We start from the raw sequence: 23,343 nt of genomic DNA, 5'->3' as shown, positions 1-23,343 counted from the left end.
TTAACCGAGTTGTTCATTCAAGAGCGCACGGGCTTGCGCAAAGTCATAAGCCGGCATGGCTTTTTTCCCCGTGGGTTGCACGCTTAACAAGCGCAAACTGCCGTTTCCACAAGCCACCTCAATGCCATTTTTGGCCACAGAAATGACCAGGCCTGGTTGTTTTTGTGGGGTTTTTTCACTGTTTTGCACGATTTCAGCCTGCCAAATGCGCAAGGGTTGTTCTTGATATTGGGTAAAGGCAACTGGCCAGGGATTGAAGGCTTGAATCTTGCGCACAAGGGTAGTGGCATCCTGCGTCCAATCAAGCAAGGCTTCTTCTTTGCTCATTTTGTGTGCATAGGTCACTAGGTCTTCGTCTTGTTTGATGGGGGTGAGTTGGCCGGCTTGAAGCTCTTCTAAAGTTTTGAGCAGTGCTGTGCAACCCAAAACACTTAAACGGTCATGTAAGGTTTGTGCAGTGTCTTGCGGGGTGATTTCGGTTGGTAATACGCACAGCATATCGCCCGTATCTAAGCCAACATCCATTTGCATAATGGTGACACCGGTTTCAGGGTCGCCAGCTTCAATGGCGCGTTGTATCGGTGCCGCCCCGCGCCAACGCGGCAGGATTGAAGCGTGAATATTAAAGCAACCATATTTGGGCATGTCTAAAACCACTTTCGGCAAAATCAAACCATAAGCTACCACCACCATTAGGTCAGCATTGAGGGCTGCTAATTCTGCTTGGGCAGCCCCATCGCGCAGGGTTTCTGGTTGATAAACTGGCAGGTTGTGTTGCAGCGCCAAGGCTTTAACCGGGCTGGCGGTCAGTTTACGGCCACGACCAGCAGGTCTGTCGGGTTGGGTGTAAACCGCGATGACTTCATGTGGGCTGTCGAGTAGTGCTTGCAACGGCGCCACCGAAAACTCTGGTGTTCCGGCAAAAATAATTCTAAGGGGCGCGGGGCTGGTCATTCGTCTAGGTCGCCTTCTTCTTGCAGTTTTTTAAATTTTTGCAGCGCACGCATGCGCTTAAGTCCTGATAAATGGTCAACAAACAATTTACCATTCAAATGATCAATTTCATGCTGAATGCACACTGCCAGCAAATCATTGGCTTCCAGTTCAATCATTTTGCCATCACGGTTCATGCCGCGCACAATGATGTCGGAGGGGCGATTCACATTGGCGTAAATACCGGGCAAAGACAAACAGCCTTCTTCCCAGGTGATTTTGCCTGCCGAGCGAATGATTTCTGGGTTTAATAAGGCCAGAGGCTCGTTCTTTTTCTCAGACACATCCACCACAATCAAGCGTTCTTGCACAGCAATTTGCGGTGCAGCCAATCCAATGCCGGGGGCGTCGTACATGGTGTAAAACATATCGTCAATTAGGCGGTCAATGCGGTCGTTCATTTCGGCAATGGGTTTACAAACCTCTCTTAAGCCGCTGTCTGGGTAAAGAACAATGTCGAGTTTTTCCATATTTTTCTAAGGCTCAGCTATACTTTTCAAATGGTAAAAATTTTATAAGCTTAGGATTATAGCGAATTGTGTCACATCTGTCTGAAATAGAAACACTGCTGCCGTTCCATTTTGCGGGTTTAAAAGCGGCAAAGTTGCTAGAGATTGAAAGCTACTTTGGGTCGCTGGCAGAGGCAAGGTCTGCCCAAGAAGGCGATTGGCAAGGCACAGGATTGCTGACCAAAATCCAAGCGGCAAAGTTGTTTGATAGCGGTTTGCCAGCACTTATTGAAGCTGCGTTGGCTTGGCAAGAACAAGCCAGCGAACACACTTTATTGGGCATGCGAGATGAAGCTTATCCGCATTTGCTCAAAGACTTAATCGACGCGCCCATTTTGCTCTATGTGAAAGGGCAGTTGGGCTTATTAAAAGACCCGCAAATTGCGTTGGTGGGCAGTCGTCATGCGTCACGCTTGGGCGTGGAAACGGCTAAGGATTTTGCGCACTATTTGTCTTCTGTGGGCTTAACCATTACCTCTGGTTTGGCATCGGGAATCGATGCGGCGGCACATCAAGGTGGCTTATTGGGGCAGGGGTCAACGGTGGCGGTGGTGGGTACAGGGTTGGACAGGGTGTATCCTGCTTCCAATCGACAGTTAGCGCGCCAAATTGCCGAACAGGGCGTTTTGGTGTCGGAGTATCCGTTGGGGGCTGGCCCTTTGGCGCATCATTTTCCGCAGCGTAACCGTATTATTTCGGGCTTGAGTACTGGCGTTTTGGTGGTGGAAGCGGCTTTGCAAAGTGGCTCGCTCATTACCGCGCGTTTGGCGATGGAGCAGGGTCGAGAGGTATTTGCCGTGCCCGGTGCCATTAATAATCCGCACGCCAAAGGTTGTCATCAACTGATTAAACAAGGCGCTAAATTGGTCGAAAGTGGTCAAGATGTTTTGGAGGAGTTGGCGGCTTTGGTGCAATTGTCGATCACCGAAAATGAGCCAAGTGCAGCGGCCAAGTTTTCTGAGAAAACCAGGGTGAATCCTAAATCGAATTTAGCCGTACTCAACTGGATTGAATACGACCCAATAGGGTTGGATGAATTGGTGGTCTTAAGTAAAATGCCGGTTTCAGAGATACAAAGCCAACTGATGCAGTTAGAGGTGTTAGGCGAGGTTGAGGCCTTGTCTGCTGGGCGCTGGCGCCGCTTGAGTTAGTTGGGCGTTTAATCCACCTTTTCAGCGGAATTAACGGGCGGATGCACCCAGCAGCTGACGGTGCGCCCGCCATTACTGTAAATCAACTCATCAAAACTTAAGCTTTTCGCCATCATGATGCCGCGTCCGTGGTTGTCCATAATACGGTCTATCGAGAATTCTAGGTATTTTTCAAAATCAAACCCATTACCCATGTCGGTGACGGTGACCTGCAATTTGTGGTTTTCCATGCTGACATTCACTGTGACAAACTTGTCGCGGTATTCTGGCAAAGACAAACGGCGTTGAATATCGGCATTGAGTTGATTTTGGTTAATCAGCGCGGTTTTTTCATCGTAGGTAATACCCAAGTTTCCATGCTCAACGGCATTGGCAAAAATTTCAAATAAACCGATAGAAATATTTTTGGGGTCGTGGGTCATTAAGGCTAACAGGCTCGATAAGCTTTTGGCCTCGTCCAAGGTTTTGTAATGAAAGGTAGCCGCCTGCATCAGCGGCATAATGCGCATTAAGTGCTGAACGGTGTTGTGCGTTTCTAGGTGGTTTTCATAATCTTTCAGCGCGGCATTGACAACCGATTTTAGGGTTTCGCGCGTGATGGGTTTGATGAGGTAATAGAAAGCCCCCAGCTCTAAGGTTTTTTTGATGTTTTCAGGGTTGCGGTCTGAGGTTTGCAGAATAAAGGGCAATACTTTACGGTTTTCATCCTCTTTAATGCGCTTGAGCAAGCCAATCCCATCTAAGTTGGGCATAGAAACATCCGACACGATGCAGCTGAAAAATCCAGGCGATTTTTGCATGATTAAATCATAAGCGGCTTGACCATCGGGCGCTGTAAATAAATGAAAGTTTTCTGTGTCTAAGAAAGTGCTCATTAATTCAAGGCTGATTAGGTCATCATCGATCAATAAGAGGTTGTAATGTTTCAAGGGCTTCCCGTCTTTAAGCAAACCTTTTAAAAGGTCTATTTGAGTGAATGTAAAAGAAATGATTGCAATTTGGCGTTTTTTTTTGCAATCTTTCATATAGTAAAAATGATTAGAAGACTGTAAAGTCTTTCATAAATAGAATAATAAACCCTAATTGCACATAAATAAAAGTGTTTTTTCACTTGCAGATTTTGTATTCAAGCGCATTAAAATGTGTTGAATCAAAAAATTATGAGATCCTTTGGTCATGACAAATTTAGTAATTGTAGAATCGCCGGCGAAAGCCAAAACCATCGAGAAATATTTGGGTGCCGATTTTACCGTGCGTTCCAGTTATGGACATATTCGAGATATTCAAAAGAAAGGAATGGGGATTGATTTAGCCAATGGCTTTGAACCCACCTACGAGATTTCGCCCGATAAAAAGAAAACCGTCACCGAATTACGCAAACTCAGCAAGGCAGCTGACACGGTTTGGCTGGCAACGGACGAGGACCGCGAAGGGGAAGCCATTGCTTGGCACCTAGCGGAAGCCTTAAACTTAGATGTAAAAACCACCAAGCGAATTGTGTTTCATGAAATTACCAAGCCTGCGATTCAAGCGGCGATTGCTTCGCCCAGAACCGTGGACATGGATTTGGTGGAAGCCCAGCAAGCGCGTCGTTTATTAGACCGTATTGTGGGGTTTGAGTTATCACCCGTGTTATGGAAAAAAATTCGTACTGGTTTATCTGCGGGCCGAGTTCAATCGGTGGCGGTGCGTTTAATTGTCGAGCGTGAGCTTGAAATTGAAGCCTTCCAGTCAGACTTTGTGTATCGATTACAAGGTGTTTTGGATTTACTGGATGCCCAAGGCAAACCCTGTGGTCAATTACAGGTGAAACGCACCGCCGCATTCGACTCAGAAGCTGAGGCCATGGCGTTTTTACAGGCAACTTCTAGCGCCCGTTTAACGGTGCAAAGTTTAGAAGAAAAGCCCGCCAAAAAATCGCCTAAAGCCCCCTTTACCACCTCAACCTTGCAGCAAGAAGCCTCTTCAAAATTAGGCTTCTCTGTTAAGCAAACCATGGTGATTGCGCAGCGTTTGTATGAGTCTGGAAAAATCACCTACATGAGAACCGACTCGGTGAACTTGTCTGAAGTTGCGTTGGCGCAAGCCAAGCAGGTGATTACGCAAGATTATGGCCCTCAATACAGCCTAACGCGTCGTTACAAAACCAAACAAGCCGATGCGCAAGAAGCGCATGAAGCGATTCGTCCAACCGATTTTGGCGTGTCTGAAGTCATGGGCGAACGCAACGAACAACGCCTGTATCAATTGATTTGGCGCCGTGCTATTGCCTCACAGATGGCAGAAGCACAGTTAAAGCGTACCACGGTGGATATTGCCATTGATACCTTACCAGGTGATAAGTTGACTGCCAAAGGCGAAGTGGTGGTGTTTGACGGTTTCTTGAAAGTTTATAATTTGGATACCGATGATGAAGAGGGTGGTTTGTTACCCCCCATGCATATTGGTCAGCCCTTAGCTTTGGGTGAGCTGGTATCGCGCCAAAGTTTTTCGCGTCCGCCTGCTAGATACAACGAAGCTGCATTGGTGCGCACCCTAGAAGAAATGGGGATAGGTCGTCCATCCACCTATGCGCCAACCATTGATACGGTTCAACAGCGTGGTTATGTGGTAAAAGAAGACCGCGAAGGTACGCCGCGTGAGTATCGACAACTCACATTAAATGCACAGGGTGTGCAAACTCAAACCCTTACCGAAATGGCTGGCACAGAAAAAAATAAACTCTTCCCAACCGATATTGCGGGCATAGTGACCAAATTTTTAGTGGCGCATTTTGGCGATATATTGGATTACTCTTTTACCGCCAAGGTGGAAAGCGAGTTTGATGAAATTGCTAAGGGCAAGGTCACTTGGCAAGGGATGTTAGATAATTTTTATCAAAAGTTTCACCCCAAAGTTTTAGCCGCAGAAGATGTCTCGCGAGAAGATGCCGGGCAAGCTCGCCCTTTAGGCAATGACCCCAAAACCGGCAAGCCCATGTTTGTCAAAATTGGCCGCTTCGGGCCTTATGTGCAGTTGGGTGATGGGGAGAATGACGAGAAACCGGTGTTTGCCAGTTTGATGCCCGGCCAAAAAATGGATACGCTCAAGCTAGAAGAAGCCTTAGAGCTGTTTAAATTGCCGCGTTTGGTGGGGCAAATGCCTGAAACCTTTGAAGCCACTGCGGTCGATGGCACGCTCTTTAAAGCAGAAAAAGGCCAAGACATCATCGCCAAGCAAGGGCCTTTTGGACCTTATTTGGAATATGGCCCAAAAGTGTACGCGCCCATCAAGGGTTACAGTCCTTTAGCGATTACGCTGGAAGAGTCGGTAATGCTGATTGAGGCCAAAATCGTTGCCGATGCTGAAAAGATTGTGCGGGTTTTCCCAGGGTCCGATGTGTCAATTTTAAAAGGCCGTTGGGGGCCTTATATTGCCGACACGGTCACCAAGAAAAATGCCAAAATTGCCAAAACCGAAGACCCAATGGAGCTGACTTTTGAAGAGTGTGTAAAACGCTTAGAAGAAGCGCCAGAGCCTAAAAAGCGTGGTCGAGCAGGCGCCAAAAAAGCGCCAGCGAAAAAAGCGGAAACAACGCCTGAAAAAGCACCCGTCAAAAAAACTCCGGCCAAAAAAGCCCCGGCTAAAAAACCGGCAGCAGCTAAAAAAGCGCCCGCCAAAAAAGCCAGCACCTAGCAGGCTGTCGGCCGTTAGGCGGCACGCATCCTGCCTCTAAATATCGCTAAATCGCCTCTAAAAATAACCAGGCCTGGTTATTTTTAGGGGCAAATCTACCCATTTCTTAGGTTTGTCTGAAAGTCGGCGCTGACGATCTCTGGCTGTTTAAAAGTTCCTATTGCCTTGGCGCATCTAGTAAAATACCGTTTTTAAAATTTTGAAGAGATTCTCGCATGAAGCAGCAAATTGCCGACCATTTATCTGGCGTTATTCAAACCCTCAAAGCCGAAGGTGTTTTGCCCGCAGACTATCAGGTGGCAATCAATCTTGATAATACCAAAGACAAAGCCAACGGCGATTATGCGACTAACCTTGCCATGATGTTGACCAAGCTGGTTGGCAAACCCCCGCGCCAGGTAGCGGAACTGATTTTGTCGCACCTCCCAAAAGATGCCAACATCGAAAAAATCGAGATTGCTGGCCCTGGTTTTATTAACTTTTTTGTTAAAGACACTGCCAAATTTGATGTGGTTGAAAAGGTCTTGTCTGCGCAAGCGTTATTCGGTCAATCAACCCTAGGTTCTGGACAAAAAGTCCTACTGGAGTATGTGTCAGCCAACCCAACAGGGCCTTTGCATGTGGGGCATGGTCGTGGTGCTGCTTATGGCGCCAGTGTTGCTAACCTATTGAAAGTAGCTGGATATGAAGTTGCGCGCGAATATTATGTCAATGACGCAGGTCGTCAGATGGACATTTTGGCGGCGTCCACTTGGTTGCGTTATTTGGCGTTATGCGGTGCGGAATTTAAGTTCCCAAGTAATGGGTATAAAGGCGATTATGTTTATGACATTGCCAGTGGTTTGATTGAAGAATATGGCGAAGATTTTGTGCGCCCAGTGGCCCAAGTCTTTGAGGGTGTTGCCGCAGATTTTGATGCCGCGACGCAAACTGGCGACAAAGAACAGCACATAGATGATGTGATTATCAATGCCAAAACTCTGTTGGGTGAAGCTCATTATCGCGTGGTGTTTGATGCGGCCTTGAACAGTATTTTAGAGGACATTAAACAAGACCTTGGTGAGTTTGGGGTGGAGTTTGATGGTTGGTTTTCAGAGCGTTCTTTAATGGACTCTGGCGTGATTGATGCCGCCATTGAAAAGCTGCAAGCAGCCGATAAAATTTATGAAAAAGACGGTGCGCTTTGGTTCCGATCGACCGATTACGGCGATGAAAAAGACCGCGTTGTGGTGCGTGATAATGGCGTTAAAACCTATTTTGCTTCAGACATTGCTTATCATTTAAATAAGTTACAGCGCGGTTTTGATACCTTAATTGATATCTGGGGTTCGGATCACCATGGTTATGTGCCGCGTGTCAAAGCGGCGATGACTGCCATGGGCGTAAATGCCGATGCGTTAAATGTGCTGTTGGTGCAGTTTGCCATTTTATATCGTGGTGGCGAAAAAGCCTCTATGTCGACGCGTTCTGGAGAGTTTGTAACATTGCGTGAGTTGCGTGATGAAGTGGGTAAGGATGCAGCGCGTTATTTTTATGTACAGCGTCGTTCCGAACAACACATGGACTTTGATTTAGACTTGGCGAAATCTCAGTCTAACGATAACCCTGTTTATTACATTCAATATGCGCATGCCCGTATCAGCCGAGTGTTAGAACAAGCCAAAGAAAAAGGTTATGCCGTTGATGCCTTAGCGGGCTTGGCACATTTGGATCAACTAACGCTGGCGCATGAAGCGGATTTGGCGATGTTGTTGTCTAAATATCCAGAGCAAATAGAGCGCGCTGCTTTGGCTTATGAACCGCATCAAATTGCTTATTATCTCAAAGATTTAGCGCAAGGCTTACACGCCTATTACAATGCCAGCCAATTTATTGTAGAAGAAGCACCCTTGCGGGCAGCGCGTTTAACGCTTATTTGTGCGGTACAACAAGTTTTGAAAAACGGCCTAGCCATTTTAGGGGTCTCAGCGCCCGAGAAAATGTGATGGCGGGTGATTTGCGTCATGGATATGGCGGCAGCCATAAAAAGCCTTATCAGCGTAAATCTCAGCAGGTGGCTGAAGAGAGTTCTGCAGGTTCTTCTGTTCGTTTGGTCTGGGTGGCAGCGACTTTCTTGGCGCTGGGTTTGGTATTGGGGTATTTTGTGGTCTATCACTTCGCAACAGAAGGGGTTGGAACACGCCAAGAAGCGCAAGCGAAAGCCAGTGTTGAAGAGATCAAAACCCCTGATGTGGCTCAGGCAAAAGAAGTTGTCGCTGAACCTGAAGAAGCTTCCCCGCAACAACCTTTAAATGTGGTGGCGATTACGCCCGCCACTGCATCCGCTAAAACCGCACAGCCGTTAGAATATAGCTTTTATCATGGTCTTAGTGAAACCGAGGTTTTGGTGGATGCGGAGCCCATTCCGGTAACCTTGCCAGTGCCTTATTATATTCAAGCAGGCACTTTTGGGTCGGCAGAGCAGGCTCAAAAAGAAAAAGCGCGTTTAGCCAGAATGGGGCAAGCCGTGGAAGTGTCTATTTATCAAGGCAAAAAACTGTATTACCGTTTGCGGATGGGGCCTTTTGATGACCGCCTGGAGTTGAATAAAAAGCGTAATGAGTTGAATCGTCTTGGAGTGGATACTCTGCTGGTCAAGAGCAGTCTTAAAACCGTTGCTAAATCAGAGAATTAACCAGAGTGGGTATTCTTTTTTAACAACGATTTAAATAGGTTAGGTGGATTGACCTTGGTAAGTTGGCTTAAGCAGGTTTTACGGGGATGTCAAGCTCGGTTTTAACTTGGTTTCTGCCTTGGTCTTTTGCTAAATACAGCGCATCGTCGGCGCGTTTAATAAAGCTTTCAACACTTTCTTTGGGCCCTTGGTAAACCGAAATTCCAAAAGACGCAGTTATTTTGCCTAGCGTTTGCTCTGAGTTGGCGCGTTTCAGCTGGGCAGACTCAATACCACTGCGTACCGCTTCTGCTCGGGCTTTGGCGGCTTCTAAGCTGCTGTTAGCCAATAAGATGGCAAACTCTTCTCCGCCATAACGGCAAATGGTTTCGTTTTCTTGTTTGCCTTTTTTCATGACATTTGCAAAGTAGCGCAGAACGCTATCACCGACTAAATGCCCAAAAGTATCATTAAAACGCTTGAAGTGGTCAATGTCTGTCATGATTAAGCACAAAGTTTGCGGGGCCTGCATGGCTTCAGTGGTCAGTTCTTCTATGGCATTATTAAAGGCCTTACGATTACCCACTTGTGTCAATTCGTCCTGCATAATTTCAGCGCGCGCTTCAATCAACTGCTGGCGCAGGTCTTGAACTTCTTTGGTGCTTTCCAGTAATTCTTTTTGAAATTCTGCGGTGCTTTGTTGCATCGAATTGGCGGTGCTAAGCACCGAGTTGGTGAGTTTTTTGAGCTCTTCGGCGTTTAAAGGATCGCCTGATAAAGAGGTTGCGCAGGCATCTAATTCTTTAGTGTGTTCTTCAAGACGATCGCTCCATAGATTCATCTTTTGAATCATGAGTCCAATTAGGCGTTTGAAAGCACTGTCAAATTGGTTGTCAGAATTGTCTTGATCTTCAAGGTATTCTTCATACAGGCGTTTGCCGATACGGTCGTTATAACCGAAGGGATCATTTAAAACGCGATCCATTTCTTGGCGAAATTTAGGATTGTCGCCTTTGTAGTAGCTATACCAAATATAGTAGTTAAGCGGATGGGGATTGATGTTCTGCTCTTCAAAGAGTTCTTGGAGCATCATAAAAATTCGCTTAGCCTTTTCTGGGGCATCCTTAAAATCGCGGAGCATACAATTCGCCTTATTTGAACATTGGTTTGTGATTTTACCGCTTTTTTATCCTAAACAATAGCCTATTTATGGATATCTTTGAGTGAAAGGGGTATAGTTTTTGAGTTAAAAATAATCGTCATTAAAAGAGAGTTTGTTATGTTAAATCCCAGTCAATTAGAGTCTTTAGTGAATAAGGTCACAGAAGTATTACCCGCCGGTTTGGGTGAGGTGCCTGAAAATATGCAAAAAAATCTGAAGATGACCTTATCCAGTGTTTTTCAAAAAATGGATTTGGTTTCTCGTGAAGAGTTTGATATTCAAACGCAGGTTTTGGCTAAAACACGCCAAAAATTAGAAGCCTTAGAAAAGCAAGTGGCTGAATTAGAATCCAATTTAAATAAAACGGACGCTTAATTTGGTTAGCATGAGTCTTTTACCATGAGCGCAACTCGCTATGCCACGCTTTTTAGCCGTGCCGTTTTGGGCATGGACGCGCCCGAAATTCAGGTAGAGGTGCATGCCAGCAATGGATTGCCAAGTTTGGCGATTGTTGGCTTGCCAGAAGCGTCTGTCAAAGAAAGTAAAGACCGGGTGCGGAGTGCCTTATTGTCTTGTGGATTTCAATTACCACCTAAGCGAATTACCATTAATTTAGCCCCAGCCGATTTGCCTAAGTCGGGTAGCCGCTACGACTTGCCGATCGCCTTGGGTATTTTATTGGCAACGGGACAAATCACACCACGCAAGCCTTTAGAGCATTTTGAGTGGCTCGGTGAATTGGGGTTAAATGGTGAAGTGCGTGCTATTAAAGGCTTAATTCCTTCTGCATTGCAAGCGCAAGCATCAGGTCGAACCTTGATTTGCCCGCAAGATAATTTGCTTGAAGCAGGCATTTTATTGGGTAACCAAACGGTGTCTTCCGCAAGTGTGCTTGGGGCAAATCATTTATTGGCTATCTGCCAGTTCTTAGCAGACGAATCTGCAACCCTTGAAGCCGCCGGTCCTTTGCCCGTCAACGAGCGCGATGAGTTTGCAGAAGACTTAAGCGACATTAGAGGGCAGGCGCAGGCTAAACGAGTATTGGAAATTTGTGCCAGCGGTTTACATAGCCTTTTGATGATTGGCCCCCCTGGCTCGGGGAAAAGTATGTTGGCGAATCGCTTAGTTACCCTGTTACCGCCTTTGTCGCAGGCACAAGCGGTGGAAGTGGCGGCTATCCATTCGTTGGCGGGGATAGTATTGCATCCTGCAAGCTTGTATCAAAGAAAGTTTATCAATCCGCACCATACTTCGACTACCGCGGCAATGGTTGGCGGCGGTTCGCATTATTTAAAACCGGGTGCCATTTCATTGGCGCATGAATCCATATTATTTTTGGATGAACTGCCCGAGTTTCAACGCCCTGTGTTAGAAGCGCTGAGAGAACCGTTAGAAACCCATCGGGTGGAAATTGCCAGAGTGAATCAACAGGTGTCTTTTCCTGCCAAGGCATTGTTAGTGGCGGCGATGAACCCAAGTCCGAGCGGTTTTTTTCCAGATGATGCGCTCAATCGCTGTAAAGATACGCCAGAACAAATTGCGCGTTATTTACGCAAAATATCAGGCCCCTTATTGGACAGAATTGATTGTCACCTAGAAGTACCCCCCTTACAGTTTGAAGATTTAAAAGGCGGCTTGGATCCTCAGGCGGAAAGCAGTCAGCAAGTCAGAAAAAGGGTTGTAACTTGTCAAGCAAAGCAAATGGCAAGACAAGGGGTTTTAAACAGCGCCCTTACGCCACCACAATTACAGCAATATGCGCAACTAGACCAGAGCAGTGAAGTCTTTTTAGAAAAGGCGATGAATCGCTTAGGGCTCTCAGCTAGGGCGTATCACCGTATTTTGCGCGTGGCACGAACCCTTGCGGATATGGCAGATTCGCAGCAGATTGAATTGCCGCATTTGGCAGAAGCGGTGGGGTATCGTGCGCTAGATAAAAAGTTGCAGGGAAACTAAGTGGAATCTATTTGGTTAACGGCGTTTATTGTGGGAATTTTGGGCGGCGTGCATTGCTTGGGCATGTGCGGTGGTGTGGTCGGGGCTTTAACCTTTAATTTGCCGCCCAAAGTTCAGGCGCATGTGTATCGTATGTTGCCCTATCAATTGGCTTATAACCTGGGTCGAATCACCAGCTATATGATAGTGGGAGGGCTGTTTGGTTTATTGGGCGCCTCTTTAACTTCGCTGGCACAGTTTTTACCCATTCAGCAAGCTTTGCAAATCATAGCGGGCGGTTTTATGGTTTTGTTGGGGTTGTATTTGGGCGGTTGGTGGTCAGCAATTGTGATGGTTGAAAAGGCCGGCGCAAGTTTGTGGCAGCGCCTAAAACCAGCGACCACCAGTTTAATGCCCGTTAAGAATTTGCCCCAGGCCTGGTTGTTTGGTTTGGTGTGGGGCTGGTTACCTTGCGGATTAGTGTACAGCATGTTAATCATGGCGCTCAGTTCTGGCGGAGCGTTTGAAGGGGCAATGGTCATGCTGGCATTTGGTTTGGGCACTTTACCAAATTTAATGCTGATGGGGGTGTTTGTATTTTACTTTACCCGTTTGGCCAGAAATCTTAGGGTTCGTCAGTTTGCTGGGCTAAGCGTCATCGCGATGGGTTGCTGGCAAATCTACTTGGCGCTCAGTGTAAAAGTTGCTTAAAGACGGTAGCCTAAGCAGCTTGAAAATTTTGCACAACTTTACATCTGCCAATTTAAGCCTGACTTTGAGTTAAAACCTCGGCTTCGACTGGCCAATTTTGAATTTTCAACACTAAACCCAGTCTATCTTTAGCGTCAAACTTTTCTAGCAGTTGGTGAACATAGCCTTTAATGGTGCGCTCTGTGACATTCAACAGATCTGCAATTTCTTTATTACTTTTGCCTTGCAAAATCGCCTTGGCGGTTTCAAGTTCTTTTTCGTTTAAACCGATTTGCCAAGCGGTATTGAGCGCAGGTGTTTTGGTGATATTTTGAATCATCGCACTCATCACGGTTTGCCCCAGCCAAACATTGCCTTGCAAAACAACCTCGATGGCATGTTGTAGTTTGATGGGGTCGGTGTAGGTGTTTAGATAGCCTTTGATGCCAAGTTTGAAAAGTTTAGCGCCTTCAGGGCCGCTGGGCTCATTGGCCAGCGCAATGACTTTTATACCCGCGGTTGCTAGGGCTTTAATTTCTGCAAGTTGTTGTGGATTGTTGGTGAGATGCACCAAAATCAAACCTTCGGTGGCAGTTTCTGCTAAGCCCATTAGATTAAAACAGGGTTTGAATTTTACCCCTTGAAGTTGCATCCAGCGTTGCAAGGCTTCAGGGTTTTGGGCGTAAAGATAAATGGGAAGCATCTTGTGGGATTACCTGTTTTAAGATTCGCGCAAAGCCAAGTCTTTGGCTTTGATAATGGGTTTGATGAGGTACTCTAAAACAGTATGTTTGCCAACCACGATATCAACGGTGGCTGTCATCCCTGCCATTAAGTAGAGCGGGTCTTCAACGGAACCCAAATGATTTTTTTGAGTTTTGATGCGCACGATATAAAAACTATTGCCTTCTTCGTCAGTAATGGTGTCGGCAGATATTTTTTGCACTTCACCATCTAAACCGCCATAAATGGCAAAGTCATAAGCGGTAAATTTCACTTTTGCTTTCAGTCCAGGGTAAACAAACCCTATGTCAGAAGGTAATATTTTGGTTTCTAGCACCAAAGAATCGTCATTCGGAACAATTTTAACGATGTCACTCCCCGGTTGAACCACCTCGCCAATCGAGGCGACCAACAGTTCTGAAATTGTTCCATTCACAGGAGAGCGAATACTGGTTCGGGTGACCTTATCTTCAAGCGCTGTTTTTGAGCTTTCCATTTGTGAAATTTTGGCCAGAACTTCGTTGAGATTTTCTTGGGCTTCATTGGCAAACTTTTGCTCGGTTTCTTTAATTTTTTGCTCTGATTCTGCAATCACCGATTGATACTTAGGAATGGAGTGTTCCACAGCATTGAGCTTACCAGCGGTGTCATTAAGCTCACGACGCGTTTTGAGTAAATCGACTTCAGAGGCGATACCTTGCTTGACCAAAGGTTCGGTCATGCGAATTTCTTTTTCTAACAGTTTGTAGGAGTTTTGCAGTTGGGATTTTTGAGAAAAAGCATCTTTTAACTCGGTGTTGGACTGGACAATCTGTTGTTCAATGATGCGTTTAGAAGTGCTGAGTTGTTGCATGCGATTTTGATAGAGATCAAATTCTCGTTCGTAGGCTTCTTTTTCGTAGCGACTGTTTAAATCAGTTGGTACAACAAACTCTTTGCCAGAAGCTTCGGCTTTTAAGCGAGCGGCTTTGGCTTTTAGCGCTTGTTGTTCAACCAGGGTTTCACCAAAAGTACTGAGGAATTGCGTGTTGTCGAGTTGCACCAATACTTGATCGCGTTTGACCTGATCACCCGCACTGACTAGGATAGACTCAATAATCCCACCTTCGTAGTTTTGCACTAATTGTACTTTGCTAGAAGGCACAACCTTGCCTTCGCCACGCACTATCTTATCCAGTTCCGTGTAGTTTGCCCAGACCACGCTGAGAACAAAAACTAACAGAACCGTCCAGACAATAAATTGCGATTTAAAGGTGGTTTTTTCTAAAGCCGCTTGGCTAAGGCTCGACATAAAAGCCAAGTCATCATCAGAAATTTTGGTTTTGTGAATCGGTTTTTTGCTCATAGGCTTATCGACTTATACGACCTGTTTTTAAGGCTTCCAGAACGGTAGCTTTTGGACCATCGGCAATAATACTGCCATTATCTAATACGATGAGGCGATCAACCAATTGTAACAGGCTCATTTTATGGGTCACAACGATGGTGGTATTTTTTAAGATGCCTTGTTTTAAACGGTCAATCAGCGCTTGTTCAGTTTTGGCATCCATAGCATTGGTGGGTTCATCAAACAAGAAAATGGGCGTGTCTAATAAGAGTGCACGAGCAACGCCTATGCTTTGTCTTTGACCGCCTGATAGCGATGCCCCACCTTCACTGATTGCCATGCTGTAACCTGATGGATGGCGTTTCACAAAGTCATCTACCCCCGCCAGTTTTGCCGCTTTGATAATGTCGTCATCATCCACAAAGGGGGCTCGGTAAGCAATGTTTTGTTTAACATCGCCTTTAAAAAGGGTGATTTCTTGTGGCACATAATTGATGTTGCGGCGCAGTTCGGCAGGGTCTAGTTGCGAAATATCGATGCCATCAATCAAAATACTGCCGGAATCCACAGGGTAAAACCCAAGAATCAGTTTTTCGATGGTTGATTTCCCTGAGCCAATGCGTCCAATAATGCCGAGTTTTTCGCCAGCTTTTAAACTAAAAGAAACGCGATTTAAAACAGGTTTGGTTTCACCAGGATAGGTGAAGGTGACATCTACAAACTCAATATTGCCTTCAACCACAGGGTGTTGAATAAACTTTTTATTTAAAGGGCGCTCAATTTCTTTTTGCATGAGATCATTGAGAGAGTTGAGAGCGGTTTTGGTTTGTTGATAACTGGCGGTTAAACTGGCAATTTGACCCATAGGTCCGATGGCGCGTTGGCTAAGCATAACCGTGGCTATTAGCCCACCCATGGTCAGGTTGCCGTCGGCAATCATATAAACTCCAGTCAAAATGATGACGACTGTACTCATTTGTTGTAAAAAACCGGTCATGCGACCAATCGAACTTTGTAACATTTTAGACTTGATGCTGGCACGGGCGATGTCGCCCACGGCTTGCTCCCATTTCCATTGAGAATGGGCTTCGACACCGAGGGATTTAATGGTTTCAATCGCGGTCAGGGTTTCGATCAGCACCGCATTTTTTTGGCTTTGCGCCTCGTAGCTGGCCTCAATGCTTTTTTGAATAGGGCCTTTCATGATCATGCTGTAAAGCAAAATCAGGGCAATGATCATAATTGGAACCCAGACCAAGTCCCCCGCTAAAAATAAAATAACGCCCAAGAAAATGATGACAAACGGGAGATCAACAATAGAGGCGATGGTGCCAGAGGTAAAGAAATTACGAATGGAGTCAAACTCTTTTAGGTTGTTCGCAAAGGCTCCAACGGTGCTGTTGCGGTTTGCCATGGTTAAACCCAGGGTTTGTTCAAATAACTTGGCAGACAGAATAACATCGCTTTTCTTACCAGCGGTTTCTAAAAAGTAGGAGCGTAAGAACTTTAATAGAATATCAAAACCATAGACGGCACTAACCCCTATGGCAAGTACCCACAAGGATTCAATGGCATTATTTGGCACGATTCGGTCATAAACATTCATCACAAACAGGGGGTTGGCAAGAATGAATAGGTTAATCACGATAGAGGCGATTAAAACATCACGGTAAATACCGCGATTTTGCCAAAAAGTGCTCCAAAACCAGTGTCCCTTGTTGGCATGAATCAGGTTTTCCGCTTTATCGGCATTATGGTATTTAACGGTAAGATAGATGGCATAACCTAAATAACCTTCTTCCAATTTATCAATCGGCACACTTAAATGACCTTCTGGGGCATCACTGAGAATGATTCGAGCGACACCCAACTCTAAATCTAGGTGTTCTAGCACGCAGGCCTGGTTGTTTTTAAGCGGTAAAATGCAGGGTAACACCAGATTTGGAATTTCCTTCAAAGGGCGTTTTTTAAAGGCGGCGGTGATGTTGGCTCTTTCGGCCGCGCGGATAAAAAGTTCTGGTGTGATTTGGCCATTGCTGATGGGTAATCCAGCAATTAAAGAATCTTTGGAAAAAGGGTTGCGATTAATTTTTGTGTAGAGCACTAGGCAATCGAGCAATGCATCATCATGCTCGATATGTTGCGAACGACTGGCTTTTCTGTAAGCTTTTTGATGTGCTTGGTCTTGCGGGCTAATGCCAGCACTGGCTTGAGCAGCTTGTTCAGTCGCCTGATTGATGTTAGGCGAGGCTTGGGATTTTGGGAGCTCATTCACGCCGATTCTACCTAGTCGTCATTAACTTAAATTTTTGTAAACTTACCATTAGTTATCCGTAAAAGCAACTCTAAGGCCGCTAATCTTCAGGTTATTTGAGTGCCGTAGGGGCGCCAAAGTGATAACCCTGGAAGTAGTTGACGCCTTGCGCTTTAAAAGCCTCTACCTGAGATTCATTCTCTACCGACATAGCAATGACTTTAATATCTAAGCTGTTGGCCATTTCGCACAAACTAGATACATAAGACTGAGTTTGTTCATCTTTTTCAATGGCTTTACTGAAGGCGGCATCTAGTTTGACATAATCTGGGCGAAGTTCTTGTAAATAGCGCATATCGGCAAAACGGCTACCAAAGTGGTCTATGCCTGTTTCAATTTGGTGTGCTTTAAGGGCATGAATAAACGGCCAGGCTTTGGCTTTTTCGGTGGAGACCAAAGATTCACTCAGCTCAAAAGAGAGCTGTTGAGAAGGCAGTTTTTTAATCGATTCAAATAGCGCATCGGTTGTTTCTTGTGAGTTGAGAACCGCTTGGCTGAGATTGATGGCTAAGAGTTCTTTGGGATGATGCGTGCTTAAATAATCTAAAGCTAAGTGAATGACCAGCGAATCAATCTCGAACACTTTATTGAGTTTCTCAACCGCGGGCATAAAGTAGCCGGCTGAACGCATGGTGCCATCTTCATCTTTTAGGCGTATTAACAGTTCACGGTCATGAACTTCTCCTTGCGCGTCAAAAGAGGGTTGTTGGAATAACATAAAGCGTTTTTCATTAATGGCATGAATGAGTAATTGTTCCCAGTCTTGGTTGTCTTCGTGATCTTTTTCAGTGATGTGACAATAGGTTTGGTTTGGACCTTTTGCTAATGCTTGTTGAGTGGCAAAGTCCAGTTGCGCCAATAAAGGTCCTCGGCGATCATCTAAGTGATAATTTATCAGAGCGACAGCAATAAAAGCTTCGGTCGTATCAGCATTTAACGCTTTGAGTATCTCCGGATAACTATGGGTTAATGCTTGTGCATTCGATTGTAGGGTTTCAGCGGAAAAGCCTGGTAAGACCGCAATCAGTTCAGAGCCATTCAGGCGGGCATAAAGTGCTTTTGCGGAGGCAAACTGTTGCGTTAATTGGCTGGAGAGGTCTTTCATCATTTTGTCGCCGACTAAATAGCCGTGTTGGTCATTTAAGGTTTTTAAACCTTCAACATGAATGAGGCAAAGTGCTCCTCCGGTATTTTCCTGTTGTGGATCGAGTAGGGCGTCCACCGTCATTTCAAAATGCACACGGTTACTCATGCCAGTTACGCTGTCTTGATACGCCATTTTTTGCAGTTTTTGGGCAATTTTAGCATCGCGATCAAACACTTCTTTCATTTTGGAAACCATGGCATTCATGGCAATGACGACCTGCTTAAACTCACTGGTTCCTGGGAGCTTGCTTTGCAGCAGGTATTCTTTTTTAACGATGGCTTCGGCTTGCTGTTCCATCGACTTGAGCGGTTGTAGCATGGTGCGTATCGCATAATAGGCTAAACTGATGGCGATAAGCGCTGCTAGTGAAAACCAAATCAGAAGGTTGTTAAAGGCTTTCCAAAGCTCAATATAGGCATAGCCTGGGTGGCTTTGAATACTGAGCGTGCCAACGGGTGACCAGCCGGCTTGCACCAGCGCTTCTGCGGTTGGGGCATGAAATGAAATAAAATTGATGAACCATTGTGGTATGCCTTCAATGGTTTGAGGGTTTTGGCGAAAATAAAGGGGTTTGTCTTCAACATCAATCAGTTCAATTTTCGAATAATAGCCTCTATCAAAAACGGCATTGATCATGGTTTCCATGCTAGAGGGGTCTTCTGGGTCTGCCACGGAACTGAGGGATAACCCTAAAGAAGTGGCAGTGTCCTGAGCATGGGTTAACAGCTGGTCTTGTAAGAAAACCTTGGTATTGGATAAATTTAAGGCAAAAGTTCCAATCAACAAAATCATCAACATAGATGAAATGAAAATAATCATTTGCTTAGTTAGGCTCATATCGAATTCCTTACACTGTCTAATTCGTTTGTCATGCTATTAAGATTTCTCCAATTTTTGGAGTAATCGATTCCATTCTTTGAGTTTGTCAGTCCCACCATCCACTTTTTGGCCTTTTCCTCTCTGTTTAGATAACCAAAGTCCATCACCGTTAAAGCTATAGATAGGGGCAAGGTCTTTTCTCCTATTTGCAAATAGGATCTTATCCGTTAGGTTGTCTAAAACTAAAGGCTGATCTTTTGGGTTTTCGAAATAGGTTAAGACCATATGAGCTTGTTTTAATCGTATCGCTTTAACATAGGTAAGAAATAATTTACTTTCTTCTACTCCAAGGGCTTTTAAAGTAAAGTATTTGGCAATGACGTAATCTTCACAATCCCCAGCATCCGTAGTTAAGAATTCGTATGGTGTTGCCCAGTAATCGTCCTTCTTCCAATGTGTCAGGTCATCTATATACTTAGCTTGATTAAAAAAATCATTGACGAGGGTGAGTTTTAATTTTTCAGGTTTGTTTTGGTTGTTGTCAATTAAAGCTTGCCAGGCTTCAAGCCTTTTAACGGCTAATGGACCAAATTGCTCTTTTGCCTCTTGAATTTCAGCTTTAGAAACAACTTGAGGGGTATTTGCAGAAAAAACAACGCCCAACCATATAAGAGGACCTATCAATATCCAAATAAATATTTTTGGATTTAGTTTTTCACACCTAATGGATGTTTTGTTACTCTGAAGGTTCATCGATTCCTTGATACCCTTGCATGACCTTAGGAATATTATTTTGCGCGCCTTGCGGTAGGTCTTTAATCGCTTTAATTTCTAAAGTAATGCGGCGGTTTTTTTGCCGACCTTCACGAGTTGCATTCGTGGCAACGGGATCCGCTCGACCTTTACCTAGAACATAAATTTGTTCTTGCGGTATGTTGAATGTTTTAACTAAGTAGTCTTTTGTGCTTTGAGCACGATTCCAAGAAAGTTTTTCATTATTATAGTCATTTCCTAAGCTGTCGGTATAGCCAGTAATCACAAGCAATTCATTAGGCGCAAGTTTGCGAAGTTTACCTGCATCCTCATCCAAGATGGCTTTTTGGTCAGCACGAATGTAGTAAGCATCGGAGTTAAAGATGATATTAGTGATCACGAAGGCCTCTGGAACACAACCTATGTTATTCACAGTTGATCCTAAAGGTGTGTCAGGGCATTGATCTTTAGGATCTAAAACGCCGTCACCATCCGTATCTAAAATGGCTTTGCAGCCTTGGGCATCCACCTTAACCCCTAATGGTGTATTGGGGCACAGGTCTGCTGAATCTAAAACCCCGTCTTTATCTTGATCGGCTTCGCAGCCTAAAAAGTTTACGGGAATATTGATGTAGGTATCTGGGCATTGGTCAAAACGGTCATAAACTCCATCTTTATCGGAATCCAACTCACAGCCATACTCATCAACCGCATAACCCACGCCAGTATTAAGGCATTGGTCATAACGGTCTTCAACGCCATCTTGGTCCAAATCTTTGTAAAGAGTGGTGACTGCGCGCGAATCGTCTTTTTTGTTGGTAATGGTTTTAATGCCATAGCGTTGCGGATCTAAATTGGCATTAGGAACAGATGAGGTAGTGGCGTCTGCATAGAGCATCGAAGAAGTGTTTAAACATAAAACGAAACTGGTGAGCAGGTAAAGGGGTTTCATCTGACTTTCCTTAAGGTGAGCAGGTTATCATTAAAGAACATTTTTAGAAATTTATAAAGGCGTTTTTTGATTAACGACCATAATTGAGTCGATTGACCTCTTCGACATAGTTTTCCAATTTTTGGGTAATGGTTTGTTTTAATTCGATGGCCAGTTGGTCAAAAGCATTGGCCTGAGCCGCTTCTGGAATAAGGTTTTCTGCCGCAACAGAGCGATTAAAGTTTTCAAAATTTGAAGAGTCTCTGTTAATCATCTCAATATCCGTATCAAGTGACACTTTTGTGGATTTGTCCACAATTTCGGTTTCGATTTCGATGTAATATTTCAACAATAAATCGGGTCTTCTTGCTGAAACCGTTAGTCCAGAGTTTTGCAGAGCAAGGGTCAAGGCCAGTTCTAGCTTTTCAGTTTCAGCTGTCAGTGCATCCACACTGAAAACCAATCCACTGAATAAACGGGTGATTTGGTCGTTCATTAAATCGGCCAGCAATTGTTTTTTTAATGGCGGCAAGGGGGCGCCAAAGGTCAATGAAATTTCATTGAGCAATTTGAGCTCTTCAAGGGTCGGCAAGACCGGGGATAAAGACATCAGTTGAGCCAAGGTACTGCCTTTATGAATGGCATGTTTGTAATCCTTGAGCTGTGATTCAAGGAGGTTGGCACGCTCATTTAAATTGTTAAGAATGTCACTTTTTGCCAAGCTCACCAAGACAAAGAACTTTCTATTTTCAATGTCCACATAGGTTTCTTCAGTTTTGTAACTAAAACGAATGTTTTTATCCGGGGTCAGTTTTTGGCGAACCAGCGAACGCAGTTGTGCTTCCAAATCTTGATTATCAAAAGTCTGTTGACTGTCCGCCCAATCGTTGCCAATTTGGATTTTTTTGATAGCCAGCTGCATCTGTGATTTTAATTCAGTTTGAGCTGCCCAAACTGCTTTTGAATAGGCGAGATTGACATCATTATTTTCGACAGTTGCACTACTCACAGCATAAAAATGTTGGCTGTCTTCTGGAGTTTTGAGAATCCATTCTGGCCAACCCACTTGCACTGACCTAACAATTGTTTCTTGGGGTGTTGGCGTTCCACAGCTCCATAACAGCAGCGTTAGCAACATCATGCCCAAAATTTTAATGACAGAAGGCTGGGTCTGCATAAAATTCATAAACGATTGTTTAGCCATATTCATAGACATTTACTCAGTTGGATGGTCTTTAGGGTCAATAAAACTGTATTGAATGTTGAGCTTGGTTAATAAATGTCCCATGCCACCTAGGATTCGATATTTGGCTTTTAATAGGTCTGCTTCGCTGCTCATTAGGGTGCGTAAGGCACTGTTATATTCGTTTTCGGTGTTTAGTAAATCTAACAGCGAACGACGCCCTAAGCTGAATTGTTTGCGGTATCCGTTTAGCGTGTCGTGGGTGAGTTTGATGTGTTGGGTGGTGTATTTAATTTGATCAGAAACATACACTTGCGCATTCCATGCATAACGCAGGTTTTCAATCAACTGACGACGGGTATTGTTACGAATTTCAGTGGCTTCTAAGTAAGCCGATTCTGTGCGCTGACGATTGGCAGAGTCTTTGCCGCCATTGTAAAGGTTATATTTCATGCGTAACATGGCCTGCAGGTCTTCATTTTTGCCTTCTACACCACCGAGGTTGTTATCAAATGTTTTTTCAATTTCAAGGTCAAGGCGAGGATAAAAAGTTTTGGAAGAACTTTCAAATTGTTTACGAGCTTCAGCCACATCCCCATTTGCCGAACGCAAAGTTGGGTGATCTGTCATGGCGGTGTTGGTTGCATCATCAAGGTTTTTAGGGAGTTGGAAGGCAAATTTTGGCTTAACCAAATCGCTGTCTGGGTCACGCCCTAAGACACGGCGAAATTTCGCCAAAGCATCGTAATAGTTGTTTTGGGTCGATGCAAAGTTTGCTTGTGCCAGAGATAAACGCGCATTTGCTTGGTCGACTTCTACTTGATTGCCAATCCCCGCACTGTTTCTTTTGGTAATTTGATCCATGATTTTAAGGTGGGTGTCTAGGTTGTCTTGCGCTAAAGACAAAAGATCCTGTTGTTTGAGCAGATCAATGTAGGCTTCTGTCATGGAGAGGGCAATGTCACTGGCTTTCGCTTCAGCTTTATAGGCCTGTGCATCCAAACGAAATTTTTGACGATCGACTTCATTGGAGGTTCCAAAGCCTTCGAAAAGGTTTTGCGTCAGTTTTACGGAAGTTTCTTGGCGTGTTAATCCTTTGCCAGTGTTTACTGTAGTTTGATTGTCAACCTCTTCGTAACCGATGCCGGCATTCAGGTCGAGTGTTGGATAATAACTACCACGAGCACCTCTAACCTCGGCTTCAATACCGCGATATTTTTTAACTTCTGCGCGAAACTCTGGATTATGCAAAATTGCATCTTCAATCGTTTCTTTTAAGTTCATGGCATAACCATTCGAACTGAAAACGGCAGTCATTAATAGTGTGGTGGTGATGGTGCTGGCTAGAGTTTTCTTTTGTATCATGGTTAACACTCTC

Annotated in this window: 19 protein-coding genes; 7 read left to right on the top strand and 12 right to left on the bottom strand. The window is 44.8% G+C overall.

Annotated elements, in window-relative coordinates; genetic code table 11:
- Window positions 1-954, bottom strand: a complete 954-nt coding sequence (fmt, locus tag THMIRH_RS10255; RefSeq protein ID WP_173291995.1) for a methionyl-tRNA formyltransferase — start codon at window positions 952-954, stop codon at window positions 1-3.
- Window positions 951-1,463 carry a peptide deformylase gene (def, locus tag THMIRH_RS10250; RefSeq protein WP_173291994.1) on the bottom strand — a complete coding sequence of 171 codons (513 nt, stop codon included), beginning with the start codon at window positions 1,461-1,463 and terminating at the stop codon, window positions 951-953. The genes fmt and def overlap by 4 nt, the downstream gene beginning before the upstream one ends.
- A 68-nt stretch (window positions 1,464-1,531) precedes the next feature.
- Here def and dprA point away from each other — a divergent pair, with 68 nt between their 5' ends.
- The gene (gene dprA / locus THMIRH_RS10245; protein WP_243831444.1) at window positions 1,532-2,653 is read left to right on the top strand and encodes a DNA-processing protein DprA; all 1,122 of its coding nucleotides are present in this window, start codon (window positions 1,532-1,534) and stop codon (window positions 2,651-2,653) included.
- An 8-nt stretch (window positions 2,654-2,661) separates the two neighbouring features.
- On the opposite strand, the gene THMIRH_RS10240 is transcribed toward dprA, so the two are convergent.
- The gene (locus THMIRH_RS10240; RefSeq protein WP_173291993.1) at window positions 2,662-3,582 is read right to left on the bottom strand and encodes a response regulator; all 921 of its coding nucleotides are present in this window, start codon (window positions 3,580-3,582) and stop codon (window positions 2,662-2,664) included.
- Window positions 3,583-3,829: 247 nt separating this feature from the next.
- Between THMIRH_RS10240 and topA the strand changes: the two genes are divergently transcribed.
- From topA to THMIRH_RS10225, 3 genes are all read left to right on the top strand, one after another.
- Window positions 3,830-6,328, top strand: coding sequence for a type I DNA topoisomerase (gene topA / locus THMIRH_RS10235; protein ID WP_173291992.1), 2,499 nt, complete (start codon window positions 3,830-3,832; stop codon window positions 6,326-6,328).
- A gap of 215 nt (window positions 6,329-6,543) precedes the next feature.
- Window positions 6,544-8,313, top strand: coding sequence for an arginine--tRNA ligase (gene argS / locus THMIRH_RS10230; RefSeq protein WP_173291991.1), 1,770 nt, complete (start codon window positions 6,544-6,546; stop codon window positions 8,311-8,313).
- Window positions 8,313-9,002 carry an SPOR domain-containing protein gene (locus tag THMIRH_RS10225; RefSeq protein WP_173291990.1) on the top strand — a complete coding sequence of 230 codons (690 nt, stop codon included), beginning with the start codon at window positions 8,313-8,315 and terminating at the stop codon, window positions 9,000-9,002. The genes argS and THMIRH_RS10225 overlap by 1 nt, the downstream gene beginning before the upstream one ends.
- Before the next feature lie 67 nt (window positions 9,003-9,069).
- Here the strand turns inward: THMIRH_RS10225 and THMIRH_RS10220 are convergent, their stop codons facing one another.
- Complete coding sequence (locus THMIRH_RS10220; RefSeq protein WP_173291989.1) at window positions 9,070-10,122, bottom strand: GGDEF domain-containing protein; 1,053 nt, start codon at window positions 10,120-10,122, stop codon at window positions 9,070-9,072.
- 138 nt (window positions 10,123-10,260) lie between these two features.
- Here THMIRH_RS10220 and THMIRH_RS10215 point away from each other — a divergent pair, with 138 nt between their 5' ends.
- Genes THMIRH_RS10215 through THMIRH_RS10205 form a run of 3 tightly spaced genes read left to right on the top strand, consistent with a single transcriptional unit; the run spans window position 10,261 to window position 12,789 of the window.
- Entirely contained in the window at window positions 10,261-10,518 is a 258-nt protein-coding gene (locus tag THMIRH_RS10215; protein ID WP_173291988.1) for an accessory factor UbiK family protein, read from the top strand.
- Window positions 10,519-10,542: 24 nt separating this feature from the next.
- Window positions 10,543-12,099 (top strand): YifB family Mg chelatase-like AAA ATPase, encoded by a 1,557-nt coding sequence (locus THMIRH_RS10210; RefSeq protein WP_173291987.1) that lies wholly within the window; start codon window positions 10,543-10,545, stop codon window positions 12,097-12,099.
- The gene (locus tag THMIRH_RS10205; protein WP_173291986.1) at window positions 12,100-12,789 is read left to right on the top strand and encodes a sulfite exporter TauE/SafE family protein; all 690 of its coding nucleotides are present in this window, start codon (window positions 12,100-12,102) and stop codon (window positions 12,787-12,789) included. It begins immediately after the preceding gene.
- Window positions 12,790-12,841: 52 nt separating this feature from the next.
- Here the strand turns inward: THMIRH_RS10205 and THMIRH_RS10200 are convergent, their stop codons facing one another.
- The 8 genes from THMIRH_RS10200 to THMIRH_RS10165 all read right to left on the bottom strand — a co-directional run bounded on the left by THMIRH_RS10200 (window position 12,842) and on the right by THMIRH_RS10165 (window position 23,330).
- Complete coding sequence (locus tag THMIRH_RS10200; RefSeq protein ID WP_173291985.1) at window positions 12,842-13,471, bottom strand: response regulator transcription factor; 630 nt, start codon at window positions 13,469-13,471, stop codon at window positions 12,842-12,844.
- 18 nt (window positions 13,472-13,489) lie between these two features.
- On the bottom strand, window positions 13,490-14,836 hold the full coding sequence (locus tag THMIRH_RS10195; protein ID WP_243831443.1) for an HlyD family type I secretion periplasmic adaptor subunit: 1,347 nt from the start codon (window positions 14,834-14,836) through the stop codon (window positions 13,490-13,492).
- A gap of 4 nt (window positions 14,837-14,840) precedes the next feature.
- Window positions 14,841-17,093 carry a type I secretion system permease/ATPase gene (locus tag THMIRH_RS10190; protein ID WP_243831442.1) on the bottom strand — a complete coding sequence of 751 codons (2,253 nt, stop codon included), beginning with the start codon at window positions 17,091-17,093 and terminating at the stop codon, window positions 14,841-14,843.
- 91 nt (window positions 17,094-17,184) lie between these two features.
- A complete protein-coding gene (locus THMIRH_RS10185) occupies window positions 17,185-19,116 on the bottom strand; it encodes a bifunctional diguanylate cyclase/phosphodiesterase (protein WP_173291984.1) in 1,932 nt (643 codons plus the stop codon).
- A 39-nt stretch (window positions 19,117-19,155) separates the two neighbouring features.
- A complete protein-coding gene (locus THMIRH_RS10180; RefSeq protein WP_173291983.1) occupies window positions 19,156-19,851 on the bottom strand; it encodes a transglutaminase-like cysteine peptidase in 696 nt (231 codons plus the stop codon).
- Window positions 19,835-20,803, bottom strand: coding sequence for an OmpA family protein (locus tag THMIRH_RS10175; protein WP_173291982.1), 969 nt, complete (start codon window positions 20,801-20,803; stop codon window positions 19,835-19,837). The genes THMIRH_RS10180 and THMIRH_RS10175 overlap by 17 nt, the downstream gene beginning before the upstream one ends.
- 70 nt (window positions 20,804-20,873) lie before the next feature.
- Window positions 20,874-21,968 (bottom strand): DnaA/Hda family protein, encoded by a 1,095-nt coding sequence (locus THMIRH_RS10170; RefSeq protein WP_173291981.1) that lies wholly within the window; start codon window positions 21,966-21,968, stop codon window positions 20,874-20,876.
- Between the two features lie 30 nt (window positions 21,969-21,998).
- A complete protein-coding gene (locus THMIRH_RS10165) occupies window positions 21,999-23,330 on the bottom strand; it encodes a TolC family outer membrane protein (protein WP_173291980.1) in 1,332 nt (443 codons plus the stop codon).
- Window positions 23,331-23,343: the final 13 nt, after the last annotated feature.

The sequence above is a fragment of the Thiosulfativibrio zosterae genome (genome assembly GCF_011398155.1).
Lineage (GTDB): Bacteria > Pseudomonadota > Gammaproteobacteria > Thiomicrospirales > Thiomicrospiraceae > Thiosulfativibrio > Thiosulfativibrio zosterae.
Note: the sequence above shows the minus strand (reverse complement) of the source record. Positions and strands in the feature narration are given on the sequence as shown.

Excerpts from the sequence above, each read along its gene's own strand:
- fmt (WP_173291995.1), bottom strand. The coding sequence starts at position 954 with ATGACCAGCCCCGCGCCCCTTAGAATTATTTTTGCCGGAACACCAGAG.
- def (WP_173291994.1), bottom strand. The coding sequence starts at position 1,463 with ATGGAAAAACTCGACATTGTTCTTTACCCAGACAGCGGCTTAAGAGAG.
- topA (WP_173291992.1), top strand. The coding sequence starts at position 3,830 with ATGACAAATTTAGTAATTGTAGAATCGCCGGCGAAAGCCAAAACCATC.
- argS (WP_173291991.1), top strand. The coding sequence starts at position 6,544 with ATGAAGCAGCAAATTGCCGACCATTTATCTGGCGTTATTCAAACCCTC.
- THMIRH_RS10225 (WP_173291990.1), top strand. The coding sequence starts at position 8,313 with ATGGCGGGTGATTTGCGTCATGGATATGGCGGCAGCCATAAAAAGCCT.
- THMIRH_RS10220 (WP_173291989.1), bottom strand. The coding sequence starts at position 10,122 with ATGCTCCGCGATTTTAAGGATGCCCCAGAAAAGGCTAAGCGAATTTTT.
- THMIRH_RS10215 (WP_173291988.1), top strand. The coding sequence starts at position 10,261 with ATGTTAAATCCCAGTCAATTAGAGTCTTTAGTGAATAAGGTCACAGAA.
- THMIRH_RS10210 (WP_173291987.1), top strand. The coding sequence starts at position 10,543 with ATGAGCGCAACTCGCTATGCCACGCTTTTTAGCCGTGCCGTTTTGGGC.
- THMIRH_RS10200 (WP_173291985.1), bottom strand. The coding sequence starts at position 13,471 with ATGCTTCCCATTTATCTTTACGCCCAAAACCCTGAAGCCTTGCAACGC.
- THMIRH_RS10195 (WP_243831443.1), bottom strand. The coding sequence starts at position 14,836 with ATGAGCAAAAAACCGATTCACAAAACCAAAATTTCTGATGATGACTTG.
- THMIRH_RS10185 (WP_173291984.1), bottom strand. The coding sequence starts at position 19,116 with ATGAGCCTAACTAAGCAAATGATTATTTTCATTTCATCTATGTTGATG.
- THMIRH_RS10180 (WP_173291983.1), bottom strand. The coding sequence starts at position 19,851 with ATGAACCTTCAGAGTAACAAAACATCCATTAGGTGTGAAAAACTAAAT.
- THMIRH_RS10175 (WP_173291982.1), bottom strand. The coding sequence starts at position 20,803 with ATGAAACCCCTTTACCTGCTCACCAGTTTCGTTTTATGTTTAAACACT.
- THMIRH_RS10170 (WP_173291981.1), bottom strand. The coding sequence starts at position 21,968 with ATGAATTTTATGCAGACCCAGCCTTCTGTCATTAAAATTTTGGGCATG.
- THMIRH_RS10165 (WP_173291980.1), bottom strand. The coding sequence starts at position 23,330 with ATGATACAAAAGAAAACTCTAGCCAGCACCATCACCACCACACTATTA.